This is a genomic window from Variovorax sp. M-6 (assembly GCF_052114385.1).
GTDB lineage: Bacteria > Pseudomonadota > Gammaproteobacteria > Burkholderiales > Burkholderiaceae_C > Variovorax.
Window position 1 is genome coordinate 28,447 of sequence record NZ_JBFREQ010000039.1, and the last position, 20,759, is coordinate 49,205.

Genomic DNA, 20,759 nt, shown 5'->3' on the forward strand with positions numbered 1-20,759 from the left:
CGCCCTGGACGCCGGCGTCTTGCCTGGGTTTGTACCTAGCACCTGGCGACCCGGCTGCGGCGTGCGCGGCAGCATCGACCGTGCGGCGGGGGCACGTGCCCGCCGTCCTGCAGGCATCCCGCATCAGCGAGACAATGGCCGCGCCTTTGTCCGCCGGCCGGCCCGGGGCGATCCACCCGAATCCCTCCGCGCATGTCATCCCCGCCCGCCGTTCCGCCCCCGAACTCCGCGTCCTCTTCGTCTTCGTTTTCCCTTCGGCGCATCGCCGTGCCGGTCTTCGGCCCTTCGCTGCTGTTCGGGCTGGGCGAGGGCGCCATCCTGCCGATCGTGCCGCTCACGGCGCGCGACCTGGGGGCTTCGGTGCCGATCGCGGCGCTGATGGTGGCGCTGATCGGCATCGGCTCGCTGCTCAACAACATCCCGGCGTCGTTCATCACGATGCGCTGGGGCGAGCGCTGGGCCATCGTCGCGGCGGGCGTGTGGAGCGCGCTCGGCATGGCGCTGTGCGTGTGGACGTCGCACCTGGGCGTGTTCGCCGCGGGCTGCTTCATGGTCGGCATGTCGCAGGCCGTCTACAACCTGGCACGCCAGAGCTACATGACCGAGGCGGTGCCCATCGCCTACCGTGCGCGCGCGCTGTCGACGCTGGGTGGCGTGATGCGCATCGGCATGTTCTTGGGCCCCTTTCTCGCGGCCGCTGCGGTGCATGCCTTCGGCCTGTCCGCGGCCTACGTGGTCGGCTTCGTCGGTGCCATCGGGGCGGCGATCGTCGGCGCACGCATTCCCGACCTGGAGGCGCCGCCGCTGCCGCCCGGGCATGCCGCGCCCGCCGCGCCGACCATCGTCTCGACGCTGCGCGACCACCGGCATGTGTTCCTGACCCTGGGCATCGGCGTGGTGCTGATCAGCGCGGTGCGGGCCTCGCGCCAGGCCGTGATCCCGCTGTGGGCCGACCACCTTGCGCTCGCGCCCTCGGTGGCTTCCCTGATCTACGGCCTGGCCGGCGGCATCGACATGCTGGTCTTCTACCCGGCCGGCAAGGTGATGGACCTGAAGGGCCGGGTCTGGGTGGCGGTGCCGTCGATGCTGATCATGGGGCTGGCGATGCTGCTGATGCCCCTGACGACCGGGACCTTCACGCTGTTGGTCGCGGCACTGGCCATAGGCTTCGGCAACGGCATCGGCTCGGGGATCATCATGACCATCGGCGCCGACCATTCGCCGCGCCACGGGCGCGCGCACTTCCTTGGCGTCTGGCGCCTGATGTCCGACATCGGCTCCTCCTGCGGCCCGGCACTGCTTTCTTTCCTGGCGGCCAGCCTGTCGCTGGCCTCGGGCATCGCCGTGACCGGGCTGATCGCCCTGGCGGCGGCGGGAACGCTGGGGTACTGGATTCCGCGACATGGGGATCGGGGCGGGCGGCGCAAGGAGCGATGAGGCAGGGCGGGCGTCGTGTTGGCGTGCGGCTCGACCGCTTCAACCTTCAGATTCGGGCCCATGCCCTGGTCGAACTGGTCAACCCAGGGTCTCGTCTCCCCAGTTCGACGCGAGTAGGAGCACGATCGACAGCCCAGCTGCTGCCACGAATGGCCACGCCCGCGTCTGGGTCGTAATGAGCCAAGCGCCAAGGCTGGGACCGGTGACGACGGCCAGCATCTGAAGGCTGCGCGTGGAACTGCTGACTCGACCTAGAAGGTTCCTCGGGCAAAGGTTTTGCATGCTCACTCCCTGCCCGATGAGGAACAGCTCGTACCCCATGCCATTTACAGCCCAAAGGGCGACGTAGACCGAAACTCCCAGGCTCGTAGAAGAAATAGCGGCAACGGCAATTCCAGCGATCGACACGGAGAACACAACAATTCCGCTGCGGATGAGTTGCGCAGGCGTCCATCGAGCAAGGCCGAATCGGACCAGCAGGGCACCTGTCATCGCACCGCCAGCCGTACCCGCCACGACCAGCGAAAAAGCCCGACCGTCGAAGCCAGAATGCTTGAGGAAACTCGCCAAGTGAGGGTCATAGAGGGCAATGGTCAGCGACATTCCGACGGCCAAGGCAATGGTGGCGACCAAGCGTCGATCGAGTGTGGCCATGGCACGAAATCCGGAGAGCAACTCGTCCCCGAACTCACGCAGAGCCCGGTGCGGACGATGCTCGATCTCGAGTTTCGAGAAGAGGCCGGGAAGAAAGACGGAACCGAAGAGCGTCAACGCGGCCGACGCCAGGAATGCGAGCTGTGATCCGGCGAGGAGTGCCAGCGCCCCCGCCAAGAGCGGTGTTGCAATCTTCGAGACCTGATCGCAAGCGCTGAGGCTGCTGAAGTACCTCAACCTTTCGTGTTCGCTCACAAGCTGATTGGTCAGGATGAAACTCGAAGGCCAGTAGCACTGGTTTGCGAGCCCTTTCAAGAAGACCAAGGCGGCGAAGGCGCCATACCCTGGTGCAAACGCGATCAAGGCGGAAAGAACCGAGCGCGCATGGATGCCGAGCACCATGGTCCTTCGCGGATCGGCGCGGTCGAGGAGTGCGCCGATGAAAGGCCCAAGAACCAGGCCGGGGATCCCGAAGCACGCGGCCAGGATGGCGATCTCCGAAGGGCTCGCTTTCCACAGAAATGCGGGAACCGAAAAGATGAGGAAGACGTCGAGCCATTGCGCGAGCCCCGCCAGGGCCTGCACGCGCAGAAGCCTCGATGGCGCGCATCGCGGGGTTTCGCCACCCTCACCGAAAAGTACATCCGCCGCGGAACCCATCGTTCTACGCGCCAGCTTGAGCAGGCCATCAAGCAGTATCTGGACATCAACAACGCCAAGCCAAAGCCCTTCCAAAGGGTCAAGACCGCCGACGACATCCTTGCAGGTGTCGAGCGATTTTGTCTGCGAACTTCTAACTCAGGACACTAGCGCCGGAGCGCTCCATCGGCGCCGCCATTCGAGGTGGCGAACACAGTCTCGATCTCGATGTTCACATCCGGGGAGAAGAGTCCGGCAACCTGCACCAGCGAACTGGCTGGATAGGCGCCGTCGTAGTTTCTGGAAAGAACATCCCGCAACGAGGCAATTCCGTCCATCGAGGTCACGAAGACAGTCACTTTGATCAGGTTCGCCATGCCGGTGCCTTCAGCTTCCGCAATGCGCTTGACCTGCTCGAGGATGGCTTGGGCCTGCTCCGAAACACTCTTGCCCTGAGCGCCTGTGCCGAACGCCGTCATTCCAGACAGATAGAGCGTCTCGTTGTGGCGGACGGCCAGCGAGTACGGCCCGGCCGGCGTCGGCAGGCTCGCGTAGTTCTTTCTTGTCAGCATGCTTGCTGCTCCATGGGTACCTGCGGGATCCGCCGCGAGTGCGGGGGGTGACAACACCGTGCCGGCGAGAACGAATTCAAGAATCATGGGCCGCATCAAAAAACTCCTGTGGACCCGGGTGACGCATCCAGAGAACTCAAGTCCGATTCACTGGGTTGCCAACCGCCGCCAAGAGCGCGGTAGATGGCAACGATGCCTCGATAAAGCTCGACTTCCGCCTGTGCCTGAGCGTCCGCGGCCGCGAGCTGCTCACGCTCCGCGTCCAGCAAGACGAGAAAGTCGGACAAGCCTTCCCGGTAGTGGATCGCGGCTTTCTCTGCCGCCGCCTTGCTCGCCTCGGACTGCCGAGCCAGGAAGACAAGGCGCTCTTGCCTTCTGCCGTAGTCGCTGAAGGCATTCGCCGACTCCTCCAGGGCCAAGAGCACCTGTTGCTCGTACTCGGCCAATGCCGCATCGGCACCGGCCTCGGCACCGCGCAGGCGAGCCCGTACGCTGCCCAGGTCGAACGCCGCCCAGCTGATGCTCGGCCCGACGCTCCAGGACTGCGTTGCAGACGGCCCTAGCCGTGAACCTCGTCCGGCGACAAAGCCCAGGAAGCCGCTGAAACTGACACGAGGAAACAAATCGGCCGTGGCAACGCCGATTTCCGCCGTGCTGGCCGCCAATCGACGTTCAGCGGCTCGGATGTCCGGTCTGCGGCGCAGCAGTTCGGCGGGATCCCCGATGGGCAGCGGCTTGGATATCGCAGGCAGCGCCTGGGGGGACAGATCGACCATCGCCGCCTTGGGGCGCAGGCCCACCAACGTGGCGATGCGATGCTGCGAGCGCGCCGCCTCGGCTTGAAGTTGCGGAATACTGGCCTCCGTTGCAGCCAGCCGTGCGCTCGCGCGCAGAACATCCAGCTCGGAGCCGACCCCGACATCGTGCAGTTGCTGGGTGAGTTGATGCGACTTGCGCTGGTTCTCCAGATGGGCCAGCGCGATGCGCTCGCGCATCTGCGCACCACGCAACCGTCCGTAGGCATCAACCAACTCGGCAATCAAGCTGACCTGCAGGTTCTGCAGATCGGCCTCGGCAGCACCGGCAAGGGCAACGTCCGACTCGAGTTGCCTTTGGATCCGTCCGAAAAGATCCAGCTCCCAGAAGGCCGCCAGACCGACGTCATGGCGCTCGCTGCGCACTCGTTCATCGGTCACGCCGGGCAATGGCCCTTTGCCGATCTCGGTCGTGGCCAGGGCCGACACCGTCGGGTAGCGGTCATTGGCCGTATCGTCTCGCAACGCGCGAGCGACACGCAGGCGAGCGAAGGCCACACGCAGGTCACGGTTCCCGCCCACCACCTGCGTGACCAGTTGGTTCAAGGCGGGGTCATCCAACTGCCGCCACCATTGGACCTCGAAGTGGTTCTTGTCGAAGCGCAGGTCCGGCGTTGCGCCAACCTGCGATGGCCCGTTGTCCGGTGTCCTGTAGTCGGGCCCCACCGCGCAGGCGCCCAGCACGAGCACACCTAGAAGGCCGAGGGGGGCGATAGAGAGCCGCTTCATGCGTTCACCTCCCGTGTCTTGGAGGCATCGCCTGCAGCGCGCAGGCTTCTGCGGCGTTCCGCAAAGCGTCGCAGCGTGACGTAGAACAGGGGCGTCAACAGCAGGCCGAACAAAGTGACGCCGATCATCCCGGAGAACACGGCCACCCCCATGGCACGCCGCATCTCGGAACCGGCTCCGGAAGAAAGAAGCAGCGGAACGACGCCCATGATGAAGGCAATGGAGGTCATCAGAATGGGCCGCAGGCGCTGGCGGCAGGCCTCAAGCACCGCACTCGTCCGATCCATGCCTTCCTGTTGCCGATCCTTGGCAAACTCGACCAGGAGGATGGCGTTCTTGCACGCCAGTCCGACCAGTACGATCAGGCCGATCTGCGTGAAGATGTTGTTGTCCCCATCGGCGATGATCACTCCGGCGATGGCAGACAACAGCGTCATCGGAACGATCAGGATCACGGCCAGAGGCAGGCTCCAGCTTTCATACTGCGCGGCCAGGATCAGGAAGGCAAGGAACACGCAGAAAGGGAAGACGAAAAGCGCGGTGTTGCCGGCGAGCATCTGCTGGTATGTCAACTCGGTCCACTCGAAGGCGAAACCGTTTGGCAGCTCCTCCTTGAGCAACTTTTCGAGCGCAGCCTGCGCCTGCCCGGAGCTGTAGCCCGGCGCCGGACCGCCGTTGAGTTCAGCCGAGATGAAGCCGTTGTAGTGGGTCACTCGATCGGGGCCGGATGTGTTGCCGACCCTCACGAACGAGGCCAGCGGGATCATCTCGCCCAGGTTGTTGCGAACTTTCAATTGGCCAATCTGCTCGGGTTCGAGGCGGAACTTCTGATCGGCCTGGACGTTGACCTGGTAGGTCCGACCGAAGCGATTGAAGTCATTGGCGTACACCGATCCCAGGTAGACCTGCAAGGTTTCGAAGATGTCCGTGATCGCCACGCCGTGCGTCTTCGCCTTCTCGCGATCGATGTCGGCGTCGAGCTGAGGGACGTTTATCTGGTAGCTCGAGAAGACACCCGCGAGCTCGGGGACTTGCCGCGCCTTCGCGATGATGTTCTGCGTCTGTTTGTAGAGCGCCTCGTGGCCGCGGTTGCCACGGTCCTCGATCTGCACGCGGAACCCACCGATGGTACCCAGGCTCTCGACCGGTGGCGGAGGAACCACCATCACGAACGCTTCCTGGATGTCACCGTACTTGGCGGCCAACGCCTGCACGATGGAGATGTCGGACAGGGAGGCGTCCTTTCGTTCCTCAAACGACTTGAGCGGAATGAACATCAGGCCCGCGCTGGAACTGTTGACGAAGCCATTGATCGACAAGCCGGTGAAGCTGACCGTGTTGGCGACGCCGGGTTGCTGCAGCGCGATCTGGGACATTCTCTGAATGACGGATTCGGTACGATCCAGGCTGGCACCCTCGGGCAGCTGGGCAAAAGCCACCAAATACTGCTTGTCCTGCTGCGGAATGAAGCCGGTGGGTGTCTGTGTGAAGCCCAGGTAGGTCAGTCCGATCAACCCGGCATAGAGCAGAAATGCGATGGAACTGCTGCGCAGAATGCGGGCGACGGCGCCGACATAGCCCTCGCTCGTCCGTTGAAAGAAGCGATTGAACGGACGAAACGCCCAGCCACCAAACAACTTGTCAAGGAAGATGGAGAAGCGGTCCTTGGGCTCGTGGTGGCCCCTGAGCAGCATCGCCGCCAGGGCTGGAGACAAGGTCAGCGAGTTCAGTGCGGAGATTGCCGTCGAGATGGCGATGGTCAGCGCGAACTGCTGGTAGAACTGGCCGGTCAACCCGGAGATGAATGCGGTGGGGACGAAAACCGAGCACAGCACCAACGCCGTGGCGATGATCGGTCCGGTGACCTGCTGCATGGCGCGTTGGGTCGCCTCGATGGGTGACAGGCCGAGTCCGATGTTGCGCTCCACGTTCTCCACGACCACGATGGCATCGTCCACCACGATGCCGATGGCCAGGACGAGTCCGAACAGCGACAGCGTATTCACCGAGAAGCCAAACAAGTGCATGACGGCGAACGTGCCGATCAGGGACACCGGCACGGCGATCAGAGGAATGATCGACGCACGCCAGGTTTGCAGGAACACGACAACGACCAGAACGACGAGAGCGACCGCTTCAAAGAGCGTGTACACGACGGCCGTGATCGAGCTGCGCACGAAAACGGTGGGGTCGTACCCGATGGAATGCTCGATGCCCGGCGGGAAGCCCTCGGCGAGTTCCGCCATGCGCTTGCGGATCCTGTTGGACAGTTCGATGGAATTGGCGCCAGCCGTCTGGAAGATCTGCAAGGCTGCCGAAGGCTGTCCATCGAGATGGGCGCGCAGCGCATACTGACTGGATCCGAGCTCCACGCGTCCCAGATCCCGAAGGCGTGTGATCTCGCCATGACTTCCCGCGCGGATGACGATGCTCTCGAACTCGTCTTCGGTGACAAGACGTCCTTGTGCATTGATCAACAACTGGAAGGCATTGCCGTCCGCGACAGGCGGATTGCCCAGCGAGCCTGCGGCGACTTGCCGGTTCTGCTCACGGATGGCTTGAATGACATCCGTTGCCGTGAGATTGCGCGCCGCGACCTTGTGGGGGTCAAGCCAGACCCGCAGGGAATAGTCGCCCATGCCGAGCAACCGGATATCGCTGACCCCATCGATCTTGTAGAGCTCGTCGATGACATTGATCACCATGTAGTTGGACAGGTAGACCTGGTCGTACTCGCGCTTCGGTGATATCAGATGCACCACCTGGGCCAGCGCGGGAGAGATCTTGTCCACGGTCACGCCGAGCCTCTGCACCTCGGTGGGCAAAAGTGACAGGGCTCGGTTGACGCGGCTCTGCACCTGAATCAGCGCACCGTCGAGTTCCGTTCCGAGCGCGAACGTGAGCGTCAATGTCATGACGCCGTCCGAGGTGGACTGAGACGACATGTAGAGCATGTTCGCCACCCCGGTGATGGCTTGCTCCAGGGGCGAAGCCACGGTTTCGCCGATGGTGCCGGGATTCGCCCCTGGAAACTTCGCTCGCACCACGATGGTGGGAGGCACGACTTCAGGGTACTCGCTCACCGGCAGCTGACGCAGTGAGATGCCGCCGGCGATGAGCACCAGCAGGGACAGCACCATTGCAAAGATGGGCCGCTGTATGAAGAATTGAGAGAACTTCAAGCCTGGTTTCCTTTCTCTGCCTAGCCCCGAGGGGCGCTGTTGGCAGGCTGCGCTTGACTTGCCCTCTGTGCCTCTTGCAGGCGTGTCAGGCTGGCCAGGGAGGCTTCGCCGGCCATGGCTGTGTCCTGAGGGTTCACCTGCATGCCGGGCCGAACACGCTGGAGACCGTTGACCACGATTCGGTCACCCTGCCGGAGGCCGCTGCGAACAATGCGCAGGCCTTCGACCTTGGGTCCCAGTTGCACCGTGCGGTAGCTGACCTTGTTGTCATGGTCGAGCACCAGTACGAACTTCTTGCCAAGGTCGGTGCCCACGGCTTCGTCCCTCACCAGCGTCGCGACGTAGGGCTCGGCCCTCATGACCCTCACACGGGCAAAGAGGCCAGGCGTGAATTCCCCTTTGCTGTTGTCGATCTCGGCTCGGCTGCGCAGGGTGCCGGTGCGTGGATTGACCTGGTTGTCGAGAAAATCGAGATGCCCGATGTGCGGCGTTCCGTCGTCGTCGCCCAACCCGAGATGGACCGGGCGATGCGCGCTCGGGGTTCTGCCGTGCTGTCGCGCGTGCTGCGTGTGCCTCAAATACGTCTGTTCGTCGACATCGAAGTAGGCGTGGATCCTTGTCGTGCCGACCAAGGTCGTCAGCACGGTCTCGCCGGCATTGACCAGGTTGCCGGCCGTGATCTCTGCACGGCTGACACGGCCATCGATGGGCGCCGTGACCCGGGTGAAACCGAGATTCAGTCGGGCCGCGTCAAGTTGAGCCTCGACGGCAAGCGCCACCGCCGTTGCTTCCTCGGCGGCAGATTTGCGAGCGTCTGCCAGTTCGGAGGAGATGGCATTGCTGAGCCGCAGCCGCTCGCCACGCTCGGCCTCATTGGCGGTACGCGTGGCGGTGGCGCGAGCCTGCCTCAACTTCGCCTCCAACTGCCTGACCTCCAGCTGAAAGGGGCGCGGATCGATCTGGAACAAGAGCGCGCCCTTTTTCAGGAGAGCCCCGTCCTGGAAAGCGACCCGGTCGATGTACCCCGAAACGCGGGGTTTCAGTTGTACCGACTCGGCAGCCTCCAGCCGCCCGGTGAACTCATCCCAGTCGATGATCGACTGCTCGATGACCTCCGCGACTTCAACCGTCGGAGCCTCCTGCGCGGCTCGCGCGCCTTCCTTCTGACTGCCGCAGCCGGTCAGCATGGCGATGGCGAGAACGACTGAAGCCTGTCTGATACTGATGCGAAAGATATCCATGAATCACTCCCAGCTTTTCCCGTATGGACTAAGACCTGTACGGATCGAATCGGCCTCAAAGCAGCCCTGAGTGGGGGGGCATCCGGTGTTCCGCCAGCCAGCTGTCGTGCAGCCACTTCTCTGTCTGACGCTGACCGGGAAACGTGACCCACACGATGTCGCGCTCGAAAACCATGGGTTTCTCGTCGCTGCCGACGATCACCCAGAACCATCGGCCATCGGTCAGGTTGCGCGCTTTCACCTTCATGCCAGTGAGCGTCACGGTCTCCTCTCGTCCACGCCGGTTGACGCGGATGGACTCGTCGTGCGGCTCGATCCAACTGATCCTCATGCGAGGAAGAAGGTCCGGTGCGAACTCCTTCAGGAAGGCCCGTGCGATCTCTTCGGAACGAGCTCGCGAAGGCAGTGGCTTCGCGGACAAGTCCAGAGACATATGGGCGAATCCTTTCAGCCGCCCGTTGGCGGCCAGGATGCTGCTGAAGTGCTCGCCGCCGAGGCCGCTGTTGCGCTTGTCGCTGCGTTCGTAGCGCGTCAGGACTGCGTTCTCCCCGTCCACACTCACGTCGCGTCGGTCGACCTGGAAGTGCGTGTCGGGAACTCGAATCTGTGCAGCAATGGCGGTCATCTCGGGTCTTTCCTGGGGTGGCGGGGTGGTTGCGAGGGATGGAGCGGCCAGCAAGCCGACGGTCGAAAGAACAATGAAATACCTTCTGAAGTCATTCACGACTTTGTCCTCCAAGAGATTGCAGTCAGTTGTGGGTGGCTTGAGCAGGGCGCTCTGCCGCTGTCGATGGCTCGGGTTCCATGTGCACCAAAATCAGTGATGCAAGTCCGATCAGGATGAGCGTCATGTGAACGGACTGAATCGCCCCTTGCTTCATCCAGTAGCCGAACCACAGACCACCGCACGTGAAGCCGAACCAGAGCAGAAGAAAGAACACCAGTGCCGCGACGGCCCTGTTCCGCGCGGCATCGAGGAGGGTGCGATCGTCCCGTTGCCAGGCCCGCGCGTAGGCAAATGCAGCGCGCCACAACAGAAGCGAGATCACGATCTGGAAGATCGCCACCGCATAGAGCACGGTGGTACTCCAATCGACGGACCATGCGCGCCATCGCAGGCCGAGTCCCAGAACAGGGTCGTCCCGGAGCAGGTGCATGGACAGGGTGTTGCCCACGTGAAACCGGTTGGTGCCCGGATCGAGCAGGTTGTTGAGCACCGCGATGCTCATCCACAACGCGAGCCCGCCGAGGATGGCGAGGCGACTGAAGGCGATTGTTCGGATGGACATTCGACTTCCTCAGGCCGCGTGCGCCATGGGGTTCAGGACGCACCAGCCGAGGAGGCGCGCAACTTCGACCAGCGCGGGATCTCGCGCGACGACATGCGGATGCCCGATGCATTTCAGCAAAGGCAAGTCCGACAGATGATCGCCATAGCCGTAGCAACCAGAGGGGTCGATGCCCAACTCGGAAAGCAGCGAAGAGACGGCGATCTGCTTTCCATCGCCGATGGTCTGCGGCGGAATCAGTGCCCCGGTGAACTGTCCGTCCTCGACTTCCATCCGATTCGCCAGCAGGTACCGAACATCCAGCTCCTTTGCCAGGGGCGTGAGGAAGTCGACGGCGGAGCCGGACACGAAGGCCACACCGACCCCGTCTCGCTGGTGCTTTCTCAATGCCGCCAGGGCTGACGCGATGAAGAAGTCAGGTCGGGACCGTTCGCTGAGATACCACTCATGCGCGGCTTCGCGAACCAACTGCGGCCAGTGGCCCCGAAAGGCCTCGTAGAAGAGGGTGTTGATGACGGAGCGATCCATCCCTTCTCTCACTTGCAGCTGGAGGCGGCGGGCAGCCTCCTGGTCTGCGAACGTGCCTCTCTTTTCGCCCCACAGCCAGCGAAAGTAGAAAGCTCGAAAGCTGAACATGCTCTTCACGTTGATGAGCGTCTCGTCCACATCGAAAAACGCCATGCGCTTCTGTTGCATTCTGGTTTCCTCCTCCTGGCGGCCTCTCTGGGAGAGGCCGCCTTGGTTTCATTACGCTGCTTTCCGGATTGGCTCGGTCATGACCATGGTTGCGTCCTCGTTGGGTGCAATGCCAAAGCGCCGGTGCAATCCAGTCACCTGCGCGGCGATGGCCTTGCTCGCCAGCGAGGCTTCGCGTTCACCGAGAACCGTGGCGTCCATCACGGAGAACTTGACGTTCATTCCGGACACCGGCTGGTCTCCCTGCCAGACCTCCATGTCCGCATGGACAAGCACGCGGTCCGGCTTGGGCTGCTTCTGCTCCAGAACCCGGTAGCGGACCTGCGCTGGCAGAGGAAATGCGAAGGCCATGTAGCGCACCGCCATTTCGTTCAGCACGAAGTAGCGCTTCGCCGGCTTGTAGTCGTCCAGACAAAACCGCTCGGTGACAGCAAGGAGCATCTGGCGGCACGCTTCGGTCAACACCATGCCTTGCACATGCTGGCCTGTGAGGTGGTCTTGCATGAGTTCGTTATCCGCATGCAGAAGGAGGTCGGCGGCGTAAGTGCCGTCTTCCAGTTTCTCGGGAGCGGAGATCAACACGTTCTCGGCCTTCTTCTTGTGAGACAGGGCGCGTCCGGCGGGCATCGTGTTCATCCAGATGCGCCAGAGCGCGAACTCGGCCGCAAGCCCCTGGGTGACACCCAGCCGGAATGCGTGATCGACTTCCGCGACACCGAGCCCCTGGCCCGCGATCAATGTCTTGCCCCGAAGTGCGGGATCCTTGTTGGCCAGCCACTTCAGCAACGCCCCGTACGGCAGCATGTTGGGCTGCCTGGAGAACTGCTCGAACTGGTCTGCAACGACCACATAAACACCCATATCTGACCTCCTTTTTGAAAGCGAGAGCTCCGGTGGGTATCCCGAACCTCTCCACACACACCCTTGCGCAAGTTCCTCGCTGGCTACGCGGTGCGCGCAGCCGTGGGTCTTGCCTCCACTGCGCTGTACAGCGCCGCGACTCCGATGCAGCCTGCGAGCATCAGGAAGAACGCTTGTTCGGACCACCCGGCGCCGAGCCTCGCAAGCGACGGCCCCAGGCTCGCTCCCATGAAGAGAACGAAGGTGTAGAAGGACACTGCGAGTCCTCGCGCGGATGGCGGCGCGACGCTTGCCACCCTCGCAATGAGGCCCGGCACGCTGATGCCGACGCCGGCCACGAAGATCGCGCTGGCAGCAAGGAGCAGGCGAACATGGTCGCCGCCAGCCATGGCGCTCATAGCCAATCCCAGCGTGGTCACGGCGAGGCCGAAGCTCGCGACCCGGTGCGCTCCCCAGCGCGGGATGGAGGTCGCGACAAGCAAGGGGGCAAGGAAGGCCGGCAGCGCGATCTCTCGACTCAGCAGGCGACTGATTCCTTGCTCTTCCATGACGGATCCCAGATGCGTGTCTAGGCCGATGTAGAAGGCCACGAACGACATCAGCAGCAGAAAGGCGGGTGCGTAGACACGGCGCAGCTTGGGGTCGCGGACCAGGCCGGCGAGAGGCCGGTAGCCATCCCACAGCGAGGCCGGTGCCCGCAGCGCAGTCTCGGGTGCCACGCTGATGCGCAACGCTGTCGCTACGTAGATCGCGACCAAGGGCATCAACGCCCAGCCGAATCCCCAGCGTGCCGCCGCCGTGGCGCCATAGATCTGCCCCAGCAGCCCGGCCGAGAGGAACGCGGTGCTCATCCAGGCCATCCCCCACATGCGTTGGCGAGGTGTGCCGCCTTCCGCGAGATACGCGAGCGCCACCGGGGGGAACGAGGCCGCGGCGAAGCCTTGCAGCGCCCGTCCCACCAGAAACAAGGCGGGCGTCGACACCAGCGCCAAACCGATCGAAACAGCTGCCAGCGCAAGCAGTCCGCCCGCCATCACCTTCTTGCGTCCGATCCGATCGGATAGCGGGCCGAAAACGAGGAAGCCCAAGGCATAGGCAACGCCGAAGGCACCCAAGGCGTACCCGGCGATCTCGGGGGCCAGCCCGTAGTTCCGAGCGAGCTGGGACATGATCGGCACGGGCACATAGAGCAGAGAGACGACCGCGAGGGCGCACAGCACCATCTGCACCATCAGCGATGGCGCGTGTGCGAGAGAAGCTTCAGATGTCAACTTGTGCATTGCTCGTTTCCTCGGGAAAAAGGTCATCCCTCGCAAGGGAGATCGCGCGGCCACCAGGCGGCAGTACCGGCGTATTTATGTGGCGTGCTACATATCTGGGTAAAAAAACCCCCTTGCTGCTCATTCGACGGTTGAAAGCAGGGGGGAGACGCCGAGTGCAGGCCCGACCTTGCGCATCAACTTCACGAGGGCCTCCCTTTCTTTCTCGTCGTAGTGGCTCATGAAGCTGGCAACCCACGCGTAGTGCCGCGGAAGTACCTTGCGCAGGATGGCCTCCCCCGTGGAGGTCATCCGGACAATCCAGAGGCGTCCGTCTTCGGGGTCGGCATGCTTGCTGCAGATTCCGGCCGCCTCCATCTTGGCAACCGCGCGCGTCATCGATTGCGAGGTGATGGCCACGCCATCCGCGAGCGCTCCCACGCTCAGCCCCTCGGGGTTGCGCTTGAGCAGCAGCAACACGAAGAACTGCGTCTGGGAAAGCCCATTGCGCGCAAGGTTGTCCTCGAAGGCGGTGAGCATTTCATTCGTGGCAGCCGCCCAGAGCAGCCAGGTGTGCAGCCCGGACACGTCCGGGTTGTCGTAGAGCTTCGCAAACTGGGCAAGCGTCTCTCGGTTCGGTAGATCTTTGAGTTCGAACATGATTTATGTAGCCATCTTTGTAGCGTGCTACATATTCTGCACTTGCATCCTTGAGGGGTCAAGTCCTTCCTGCCTTTCGCTGGCGCTGGGCATTGCGCGCCCCTCCTACACTCGACGCCATGGCCAAAGAAAAAACGATTTACGTCTGCAGCGAATGCGGCGGCACCAGCCCCAAGTGGCTCGGCAAATGTCCGAGCTGCGACGCCTGGAACACCTTGATCGAACAGGTCGGCGCCCCCGCGGGCGGCGCCGCCAACAACCGCTTCGGCACCCAGTTCTCGTCGCTGGCCGGCTCGGACGAGCTCGCGACGCTGTCTGAAATCGAAGCCACCGACATCGCGCGCACGCCCACCGGGCTCGACGAGCTCGACCGCGTGCTGGGCGGCGGCATCGTCGACGGCGGCGTGACGCTGATCGGCGGCGACCCCGGCATCGGCAAGTCGACCCTGCTGCTGCAGGCGGTCGATGCCCTGCAACGCGTCGGCCGCAATGCGCTCTACGTCACGGGCGAGGAGAGCGGCGCCCAGGTGGCATTGCGCTCGCGCCGGCTCGGCCTCGACCATTCGCAGGTCCAGGTGCTGCCCGAGATCCAGCTGGAGAAGATCATCGCCACGCTGGACGCGCACCGCCCCGCGATCGCGGTGATCGACTCGATCCAGACCGTCTACTCCGACCAGCTCACCTCGGCCCCGGGCTCGGTGGCCCAGGTGCGCGAGTGCGCCGCGCACCTCACGCGCTTCGCCAAGGCCAGCGGCACCGCCATCGTGCTGGTCGGCCACGTCACCAAGGAAGGCGCGCTGGCCGGCCCGCGCGTGCTGGAGCACATGGTCGACACGGTGCTGTACTTCGAAGGCGACACGCATTCGAGCTTCCGCCTGGTGAGGGCCATCAAGAACCGCTTCGGCGCGGTCAACGAGATCGGCGTCTTCGCGATGACCGAGCGCGGCCTCAAGGGCGTGGCGAACCCGAGCGCCATCTTCCTGAGCCAGCATGCCGAGCCGGTGCCCGGCAGCGTGGTGCTGGTCACGCTCGAAGGTACGCGGCCGATGCTGGTCGAGATCCAGGCGCTGGTCGACAACGGCGGGCCCAGCCCGCGCCGGCTGTCGGTGGGCCTGGACCGCGACCGCCTGGCGATGATGCTGGCGGTGCTGCACCGGCATGCGGGCGTGGCCTGCATGGACCAGGACGTGTTCGTCAACGCGGTGGGCGGGGTGCGCATCAGCGAGCCCGCGGCCGACCTGGCGGTGATGCTCGCGATCACCTCGAGCCTGCGCGGCAAGCCGCTGCCCAAGGGCTTCATCGCCTTCGGCGAGGTGGGGCTGGCCGGCGAGGTGCGGCCGGCGCCGCGCGGGCAGGAGCGGCTGCGCGAGGCGGCCAAGCTGGGCTTCAGCGTGGCGGTGGTGCCCAAGGCCAATGCGCCGCGCAAGGGAACGAAGGAGATCGAGGGGCTGACGATCCATGCGGTGGAGCGGATCGAGGAGGCGCTGGATATCGTGCGGCAGATGCAGTAGCGCGTTCTCCTTGTCGCAATCGCACAACGGCGCATGGAACTCCTGCGTCGGCATTGCATAGTTTTGGATCGACTTTGCATACATCCGACCGTCGCGTTGAACCGGCTCGGATGCAATAGCGGCAACTTCCCAAAAGGAGGTTGGCCCGGGGTCTGGTGGGCACACCCAGTGCCCGTCACGGTGAGCCATTCGCACCGGATCCCCTTGTTTATCCTTGGAAAACTTGCAATGAAAAAATCTCTAGTTGCCCTGGCTGCTCTGGCTGTTGCCGGTGTTGCTTCGGCTCAGTCGTCCGTCACCCTGTTCGGCGTGGTCGACGCGACCATCAGCAGCTTCTCGAACAAGTCCGAAGGCGCTCTGGGCCGGGACGTCACGAAGAGCCAAACGGTTCTGCGCAACTCCGGCTACAACTCCAGCCGTCTGGGCTTCCGCGGCACGGAAGACCTCGGCGGTGGCTTGTCGGCCGGCTTCTGGCTCGAAGGCGCGATCAACAACGACGACGGCACCGGTGCTGCGGGCGGCGGCGGCCTGAACTTCCAGCGTCGTTCGACCGTGAGCCTCTCGGGTGCTTTCGGTGAAGTGCGCCTCGGTCGCGACTACACACCGACGTACTGGAACGACACCGTGTTCGATCCGTTCGGCGCCAACGGCGTGGGTACCAACCTGATCGTGACCGCCAACGGCTACAACAATCCGGGCAGCGTGATCTCGCAAGGCGGCTTCATCCAGAACACGACCTACAGCCGTGCCAGCAACTCGATCGGCTACTTCCTGCCGCCGAACCTGGGTGGTTTCTACGGCCAGGTGATGTACGCCTTCAACGAGAAGACGAGCTACGACCCGGGCGCGCTGACCCCTCCGACCGCCGCGGCCATCGTGAACAACCCGGCATTGCTGAACACGGCCGGCAACGAACGCGCCGGTCGCTATGTCGGTGGCCGCATCGGCTACGCCAACGGTCCTCTGGACGTCGCTCTCGCCTACGCACAGAGCACCATCGCGTCGAACTACTACGCTGGCACCACGAACAACCTCGACACCTGGAACCTCGGCGCTTCGTACGACTTCGGCGTGGTCAAGCTGTTCGGCGAGTACTCGAACGCCAAGCAGAAGCAAGACACGTCGAGCGGCATCGTTGCCGGTGCGACCAACCCCTTCGGCTTCCGTGAACCCGGCGCTGACGGCTGGCTGATCGGTGCAACCGTTCCGGTCGGTCCCGGCGTGATCCGTGTTTCGTACTCGGCAGTGGAGTACAAGAACACCGGCACGTACATCAACCAGCTGTTCGGCTTCCGTCCGGACCCGAAGGCCGACAAGTTCGCCCTGGGCTATGTGCACAACCTCTCGAAGCGTACGGCCCTGTACGCCACGGTGGCGCGCATCAGCAACAAGAACGGCGCCGACCTGACCGTGGGCGGCCCGAGCTTCTACACGACGACCAACGCCCTGACCGGCACGCTGACCCCGAAGAGCTCGACGGGCTACGACCTCGGCATCCGTCACTCTTTCTGATCTGACAAGCGCACAAGTCAGAATCACCAGGTGATCCCTGAAGGCTGCCCGACCGATGTCGGGCAGCCTGCTTTCATTCATCGGCTCGCTGCGGCGAGTTCAGGAATCGGCAAGGGAGAGTACCAAGTGCAAAACAGTACCCCATTCAGGCATATGCCAGACAAGATGATCGACCTCAACGATCTCCGGATCTTTGCGTATGTCGCCTCGCTCGGCAGCTTCTCCTCGGCTGCCGACGCATTGCAGATCCACAAGTCGAGCGTGAGCAGGAGCATTGCGCGGCTCGAAGCCATGCTGGAAGAGCCATTGCTTCAGCGCACGACCCGCAAGGTCCTGCTGACCCAGCGTGGCATTGATCTGAAAGAACGTTGCGTCGAGATGCTCGCGCGCGTCAACGAAACGATCGGGTACGTGGGCGGCATCGACGGCACCGCGCCCCAGAGCCTTTCAGTCAGGTCCGGGGCTGGTGCGCTGGCCGGTCCGAAGGGCATGGGCGCCGCGGAGCGCAAGCCGCTGCTCTCGATGGGCCGCCTCCAGGTCCGGCTGGGTGCCGGCCACGGCAGCCGGCAACAGGTCGTCGGCCGGTTCGGCGCGACGACATAGGCCGCACTTCAAGGAAACCGGCGACTGGTCAAGCCAGTTGCCGCTCTCCGCATCCTCAGTGCCGGCTGCTTCGGAGGGCCTGCCGCATCTTGCTGGGAGGGACGCGATACCAGTCCTTGAACTTGCGACTGAAATTGGTGTGGTCGTTGTATCCCAGCTGTGAAGCAATGGCTTCGATCGACAGCTCGGTGTGTTCCAGGTACCAGGCGGCGTGCGTCTTGCGCAAGCCATCCTTCATGTCGGAGTAGGTGAGGTCCGCATCGGCGAGCCTGCGCACCAGCGTCCGCGAGGACACTCCCAGGTCCGGCGCCAGATCGCTCAGCTCGGGGTTGGTCGTGAGGCGTTCGAGAAGCGCCTGCTTGACGCGCTGGATGAACTCGACGTGCCCGAGCTCGGCTTCCATGGTTCGGCAATCCTGCGCCGCGGCCTCGAATGCCTTTGCATCGGCGGAGGGCGCACGCTCGGAAAGCAGCTGGGTCGGCAACTGGAGCGTCAGGTACTTCTGATCGAACTCCACCTTTCGGACGTAGCGCAGGCAGGGCACATCGGTTCCGGCCGGGCGGGCGTATGGCAACCCCACCGTGAGCTCGTCGGTCGGCCGCCCCAGGATCGCCTCGACCAGCTGGCAGTGCGCCCCGACGATGGACTGCATCACGAACACATGCGTCTCGCACAAGGGGCGCAACGGCCTGACCCGGATGGTGCTCCATCGCGGTCCGTTCTCCATGTGGAAGTCCATGCTCCGGAAGATCAGATTGGCGTGCTTGTTCACGAACTGAAGGCCTTGCCCCAGCGTTTCGCTGGTCACGGCCGCGATGCCGACCGGGCTGTGATACGGCAGGATCATCGAGCCTGCGATGAGACCCAGCGCGGGCTCGCCGCTGCACTTGATGGCGTGGGCGACAAAGCGCCGGAACACGGAAAAATCCAACAACGGCTTGCCGTCGCAGAGGTCCTGCCAGGCCAGGCCCGCACTCGCGAGAACCTCGGAGGGCCGCACGCCGCGGTTGTTCAGGCAGTCCAGGACGCATCGGACGTAGATCGGATGCACGAACGGAATGGTGACTTCGCCCTTGATACTCTTCACTCGGTAGCAGTTCTAACTTCGATTCAATCTTCTCGACCCTTGTCGAGCGTGTTCGAGTTTAGATGCCGTGCATGACGTGCCTATGTCGGTTCCGTGATGCTGGGGTCCGAATCCCAATAGGGCGGGTCGCCGAACGCGGTCCTGAGCGCATCCGTCATCGCCCGCAGCTTCGCCGAGGGCGACCGGCCTTCCGGATGCGCCACGTACAGGAACTCTTCCTCCGAGGGAAGGCCGATGTCGACGGCGAGCAGCCTGCCGGCGCGCAGGGACTCTCCGACAATGAACGTGGGCAGCAGCGCGATGCCCAGGCCCGCCTCGCAGGCGTCCCGCATCATGTCGCCGTTGTTCACGCGCAGGGCGCGCGACGCGCGCACCGACACGAGCTCGCCATCGCGGCGAAACTGCCAGTCGGCCACGCCGCGGTTCGTATAGAAGACGCCACGGTGGCGCTGCAGGTCCTCGGCGCTGGCGGGCCGGCCTTGCCGCTCGATGTAGTCCGGCGAGGCGACCAGCGCCCGGCGGCTGCGGGCCAGCGTCCACGCGACCAGGCGCGAATCGACGAGGGGTCCGTGCCGAACCACGCCGTCGTAGCCGTCCGATGCGGCATCGACGCGTCGATCGTCGAGCTCCAGCGTCAGCTCGACGCCGGGATGGGCCGCGATGAACGGATACAGCGCCGGACCCAGGTGCATGCGGCCGAAGGTGACCGGCGCGGAAATCCGCAGCGGCCCGACCAGCGCGCCGCGCCGCTGCGCCAGTTCGGCCGCGGCCTCCTCGACATCCCGCATGATGGCCGAGGCGCGCGCCAGGAAGGTGGTGCCGTCCTCGGTGAGCGTGAGCTTACGCGTCGAGCGGTGCAGAAGACGAACGCCAAGCTCCTTTTCAAGGTCGGCGAGGCGCTCGCTCACGACCGACTTGGAGAGGTTCAGTCGCCGCGATGCTTCGCTGAGGGAGCCCGACTCCGCGACCGCCACGAAGGTGGCCAAGCCATCCAGCTTCAACATGCGCAAAGTCCTTGTTGCTACGTCCGGCAAGCACTGTAGTCGTGTTTGCCGGGCGCCAAGGGCCCGCATGCGCGATCACTGGGCGAAGAAGGCCTGCACGGCGCCGATGGTCTTGTCGGGCGCCTCTTCCATCAGCCAGTGGCCCGAGCCCGGGACGACCAGCTCGGTCACGTGGCTGGCGGCGTTGCGCATCACCACCGCCTCCATGGCGCCGAATGATTTCTCTCCGCCGATGGCCAGCACCGGCATCGCCAGCTTGGTTTTTCCGGACTCGGCGTTGTCCTTCGCGTCCTGCCGGAACGCAAGGAACTGCGCAAAAGCCGCCTGCATCGCCCCGGGGCGCGCATAGAGCTTGGCGTAGTGCGCGCGCGTGGCCTCGTCGACCTTGCGCGGGTCGCCGGCGAACTCGTTCCAGAACCGGTCGAGGTAGATGCGCTCGCGCCCCTTCACCAGTCGCAGCATGTCCGCGCCGCCGAAGTCGAAATGCCACAGCTGGGGCGAGCGGACGATCTCGTCCCACGGTGCGATGCCGGGCACGGGCGCATCCATCACGACCAGGCGCGTGGTCTTGTCGGGATAGCGCGCGGCGTAGGCGTAGGCCACCATCGTGCCGATGTCGTGGCCCACCACATCCGCCTTGTCGATGCCCAGCTTGTCGAGCACCGCCCGCATGTCGGCCGCCTGCGTGCGTTTGTCGTAGCCGCCTTGCGGCCTGGACGACAGGCCCATGCCGCGCAGGTCGGGCACCACCACCGTGTGGTCGCGCGCCAGGGCGGCGGCCATCGGGGACCACATGTCGCCGGTGTCTCCGAAGCCGTGCAGCAGCAGGACGGCAGGCCCGGTGCCGCCGATGCGCACGTGCAGCCTGGCGCCTTCCGCGGCGTCGATGGTCTCGGTGCGGAAGCCGGCCGGATAGGGCTTGACCTGCGCGTGCGCCGGCATCGAGAACGCGGCGACGGTGAGCGCGAGAGCGCCGAGGAGGCTGGACAGTTTCATGGCGGTTTTCCG

General features: G+C 64.2%; 18 protein-coding genes. 4 read left to right on the top strand and 14 right to left on the bottom strand.

Annotated elements, in window-relative coordinates; all coding sequences use genetic code 11:
• The first annotated feature begins 192 nt into the window (after nucleotides 1-192).
• Entirely contained in the window at nucleotides 193-1,437 is a 1,245-nt protein-coding gene (locus tag AB4Z46_RS30365; RefSeq protein WP_442287279.1) for an MFS transporter, read from the top strand.
• 78 nt (nucleotides 1,438-1,515) lie between these two features.
• Here AB4Z46_RS30365 and AB4Z46_RS30370 read toward each other — a convergent pair whose 3' ends face one another.
• From AB4Z46_RS30370 to AB4Z46_RS30420, 11 genes are all read right to left on the bottom strand, one after another.
• Nucleotides 1,516-2,751 carry an MFS transporter gene (locus AB4Z46_RS30370; protein WP_442287304.1) on the bottom strand — a complete coding sequence of 412 codons (1,236 nt, stop codon included), beginning with the start codon at nucleotides 2,749-2,751 and terminating at the stop codon, nucleotides 1,516-1,518.
• Between the two features lie 146 nt (nucleotides 2,752-2,897).
• Nucleotides 2,898-3,389, bottom strand: coding sequence for a RidA family protein (locus tag AB4Z46_RS30375; protein WP_442287280.1), 492 nt, complete (start codon nucleotides 3,387-3,389; stop codon nucleotides 2,898-2,900).
• Between the two features lie 8 nt (nucleotides 3,390-3,397).
• Nucleotides 3,398-4,846, bottom strand: a complete 1,449-nt coding sequence (locus tag AB4Z46_RS30380) for an efflux transporter outer membrane subunit (protein WP_442287281.1) — start codon at nucleotides 4,844-4,846, stop codon at nucleotides 3,398-3,400.
• Complete coding sequence (locus AB4Z46_RS30385; protein WP_442287282.1) at nucleotides 4,843-8,028, bottom strand: efflux RND transporter permease subunit; 3,186 nt, start codon at nucleotides 8,026-8,028, stop codon at nucleotides 4,843-4,845. Before AB4Z46_RS30385 ends, AB4Z46_RS30380 begins: the two co-directional genes overlap by 4 nt.
• A 20-nt stretch (nucleotides 8,029-8,048) precedes the next feature.
• On the bottom strand, nucleotides 8,049-9,269 hold the full coding sequence (locus AB4Z46_RS30390; protein ID WP_442287283.1) for an efflux RND transporter periplasmic adaptor subunit: 1,221 nt from the start codon (nucleotides 9,267-9,269) through the stop codon (nucleotides 8,049-8,051).
• Nucleotides 9,270-9,324: 55 nt separating this feature from the next.
• The gene (locus AB4Z46_RS30395) at nucleotides 9,325-9,993 is read right to left on the bottom strand and encodes a hypothetical protein (RefSeq protein ID WP_442287284.1); all 669 of its coding nucleotides are present in this window, start codon (nucleotides 9,991-9,993) and stop codon (nucleotides 9,325-9,327) included.
• Between the two features lie 25 nt (nucleotides 9,994-10,018).
• Nucleotides 10,019-10,558 (bottom strand): DUF2165 family protein, encoded by a 540-nt coding sequence (locus AB4Z46_RS30400; RefSeq protein ID WP_442287285.1) that lies wholly within the window; start codon nucleotides 10,556-10,558, stop codon nucleotides 10,019-10,021.
• 9 nt (nucleotides 10,559-10,567) lie between these two features.
• The gene (locus tag AB4Z46_RS30405; protein ID WP_442287286.1) at nucleotides 10,568-11,254 is read right to left on the bottom strand and encodes an HAD family hydrolase; all 687 of its coding nucleotides are present in this window, start codon (nucleotides 11,252-11,254) and stop codon (nucleotides 10,568-10,570) included.
• A gap of 51 nt (nucleotides 11,255-11,305) precedes the next feature.
• Nucleotides 11,306-12,115, bottom strand: a complete 810-nt coding sequence (locus AB4Z46_RS30410) for an AfsA-related hotdog domain-containing protein (protein WP_442287287.1) — start codon at nucleotides 12,113-12,115, stop codon at nucleotides 11,306-11,308.
• A gap of 83 nt (nucleotides 12,116-12,198) precedes the next feature.
• Complete coding sequence (locus tag AB4Z46_RS30415) at nucleotides 12,199-13,395, bottom strand: MFS transporter (protein WP_442287288.1); 1,197 nt, start codon at nucleotides 13,393-13,395, stop codon at nucleotides 12,199-12,201.
• Nucleotides 13,396-13,515: 120 nt separating this feature from the next.
• A complete protein-coding gene (locus AB4Z46_RS30420; RefSeq protein WP_442287289.1) occupies nucleotides 13,516-14,034 on the bottom strand; it encodes a MarR family winged helix-turn-helix transcriptional regulator in 519 nt (172 codons plus the stop codon).
• A 119-nt stretch (nucleotides 14,035-14,153) separates the two neighbouring features.
• On the opposite strand from AB4Z46_RS30420, the gene radA reads away from it, so the two are divergent.
• The 3 genes from radA (at nucleotide 14,154) to AB4Z46_RS30435 (ending at nucleotide 17,660) form a co-directional block, all read left to right on the top strand.
• Nucleotides 14,154-15,545: a DNA repair protein RadA gene (radA, locus tag AB4Z46_RS30425; RefSeq protein ID WP_442287290.1), complete on the top strand. Its 1,392-nt coding sequence runs from the start codon at nucleotides 14,154-14,156 to the stop codon at nucleotides 15,543-15,545.
• A gap of 228 nt (nucleotides 15,546-15,773) precedes the next feature.
• Nucleotides 15,774-17,057: a porin gene (locus tag AB4Z46_RS30430; protein ID WP_442287291.1), complete on the top strand. Its 1,284-nt coding sequence runs from the start codon at nucleotides 15,774-15,776 to the stop codon at nucleotides 17,055-17,057.
• A gap of 30 nt (nucleotides 17,058-17,087) precedes the next feature.
• On the top strand, nucleotides 17,088-17,660 hold the full coding sequence (locus AB4Z46_RS30435) for a LysR family transcriptional regulator (RefSeq protein WP_442287292.1): 573 nt from the start codon (nucleotides 17,088-17,090) through the stop codon (nucleotides 17,658-17,660).
• Nucleotides 17,661-17,715: 55 nt separating this feature from the next.
• On the opposite strand, the gene AB4Z46_RS30440 is transcribed toward AB4Z46_RS30435, so the two are convergent.
• From AB4Z46_RS30440 to AB4Z46_RS30450, 3 genes are all read right to left on the bottom strand, one after another.
• Nucleotides 17,716-18,747, bottom strand: coding sequence for an AraC family transcriptional regulator ligand-binding domain-containing protein (locus AB4Z46_RS30440; protein WP_442287293.1), 1,032 nt, complete (start codon nucleotides 18,745-18,747; stop codon nucleotides 17,716-17,718).
• Nucleotides 18,748-18,827: 80 nt separating this feature from the next.
• Nucleotides 18,828-19,733, bottom strand: a complete 906-nt coding sequence (locus tag AB4Z46_RS30445; protein ID WP_442287294.1) for a LysR family transcriptional regulator — start codon at nucleotides 19,731-19,733, stop codon at nucleotides 18,828-18,830.
• 93 nt (nucleotides 19,734-19,826) lie between these two features.
• Nucleotides 19,827-20,747, bottom strand: coding sequence for an alpha/beta hydrolase (locus tag AB4Z46_RS30450; protein WP_442287295.1), 921 nt, complete (start codon nucleotides 20,745-20,747; stop codon nucleotides 19,827-19,829).
• Nucleotides 20,748-20,759 lie beyond the last annotated feature (12 nt).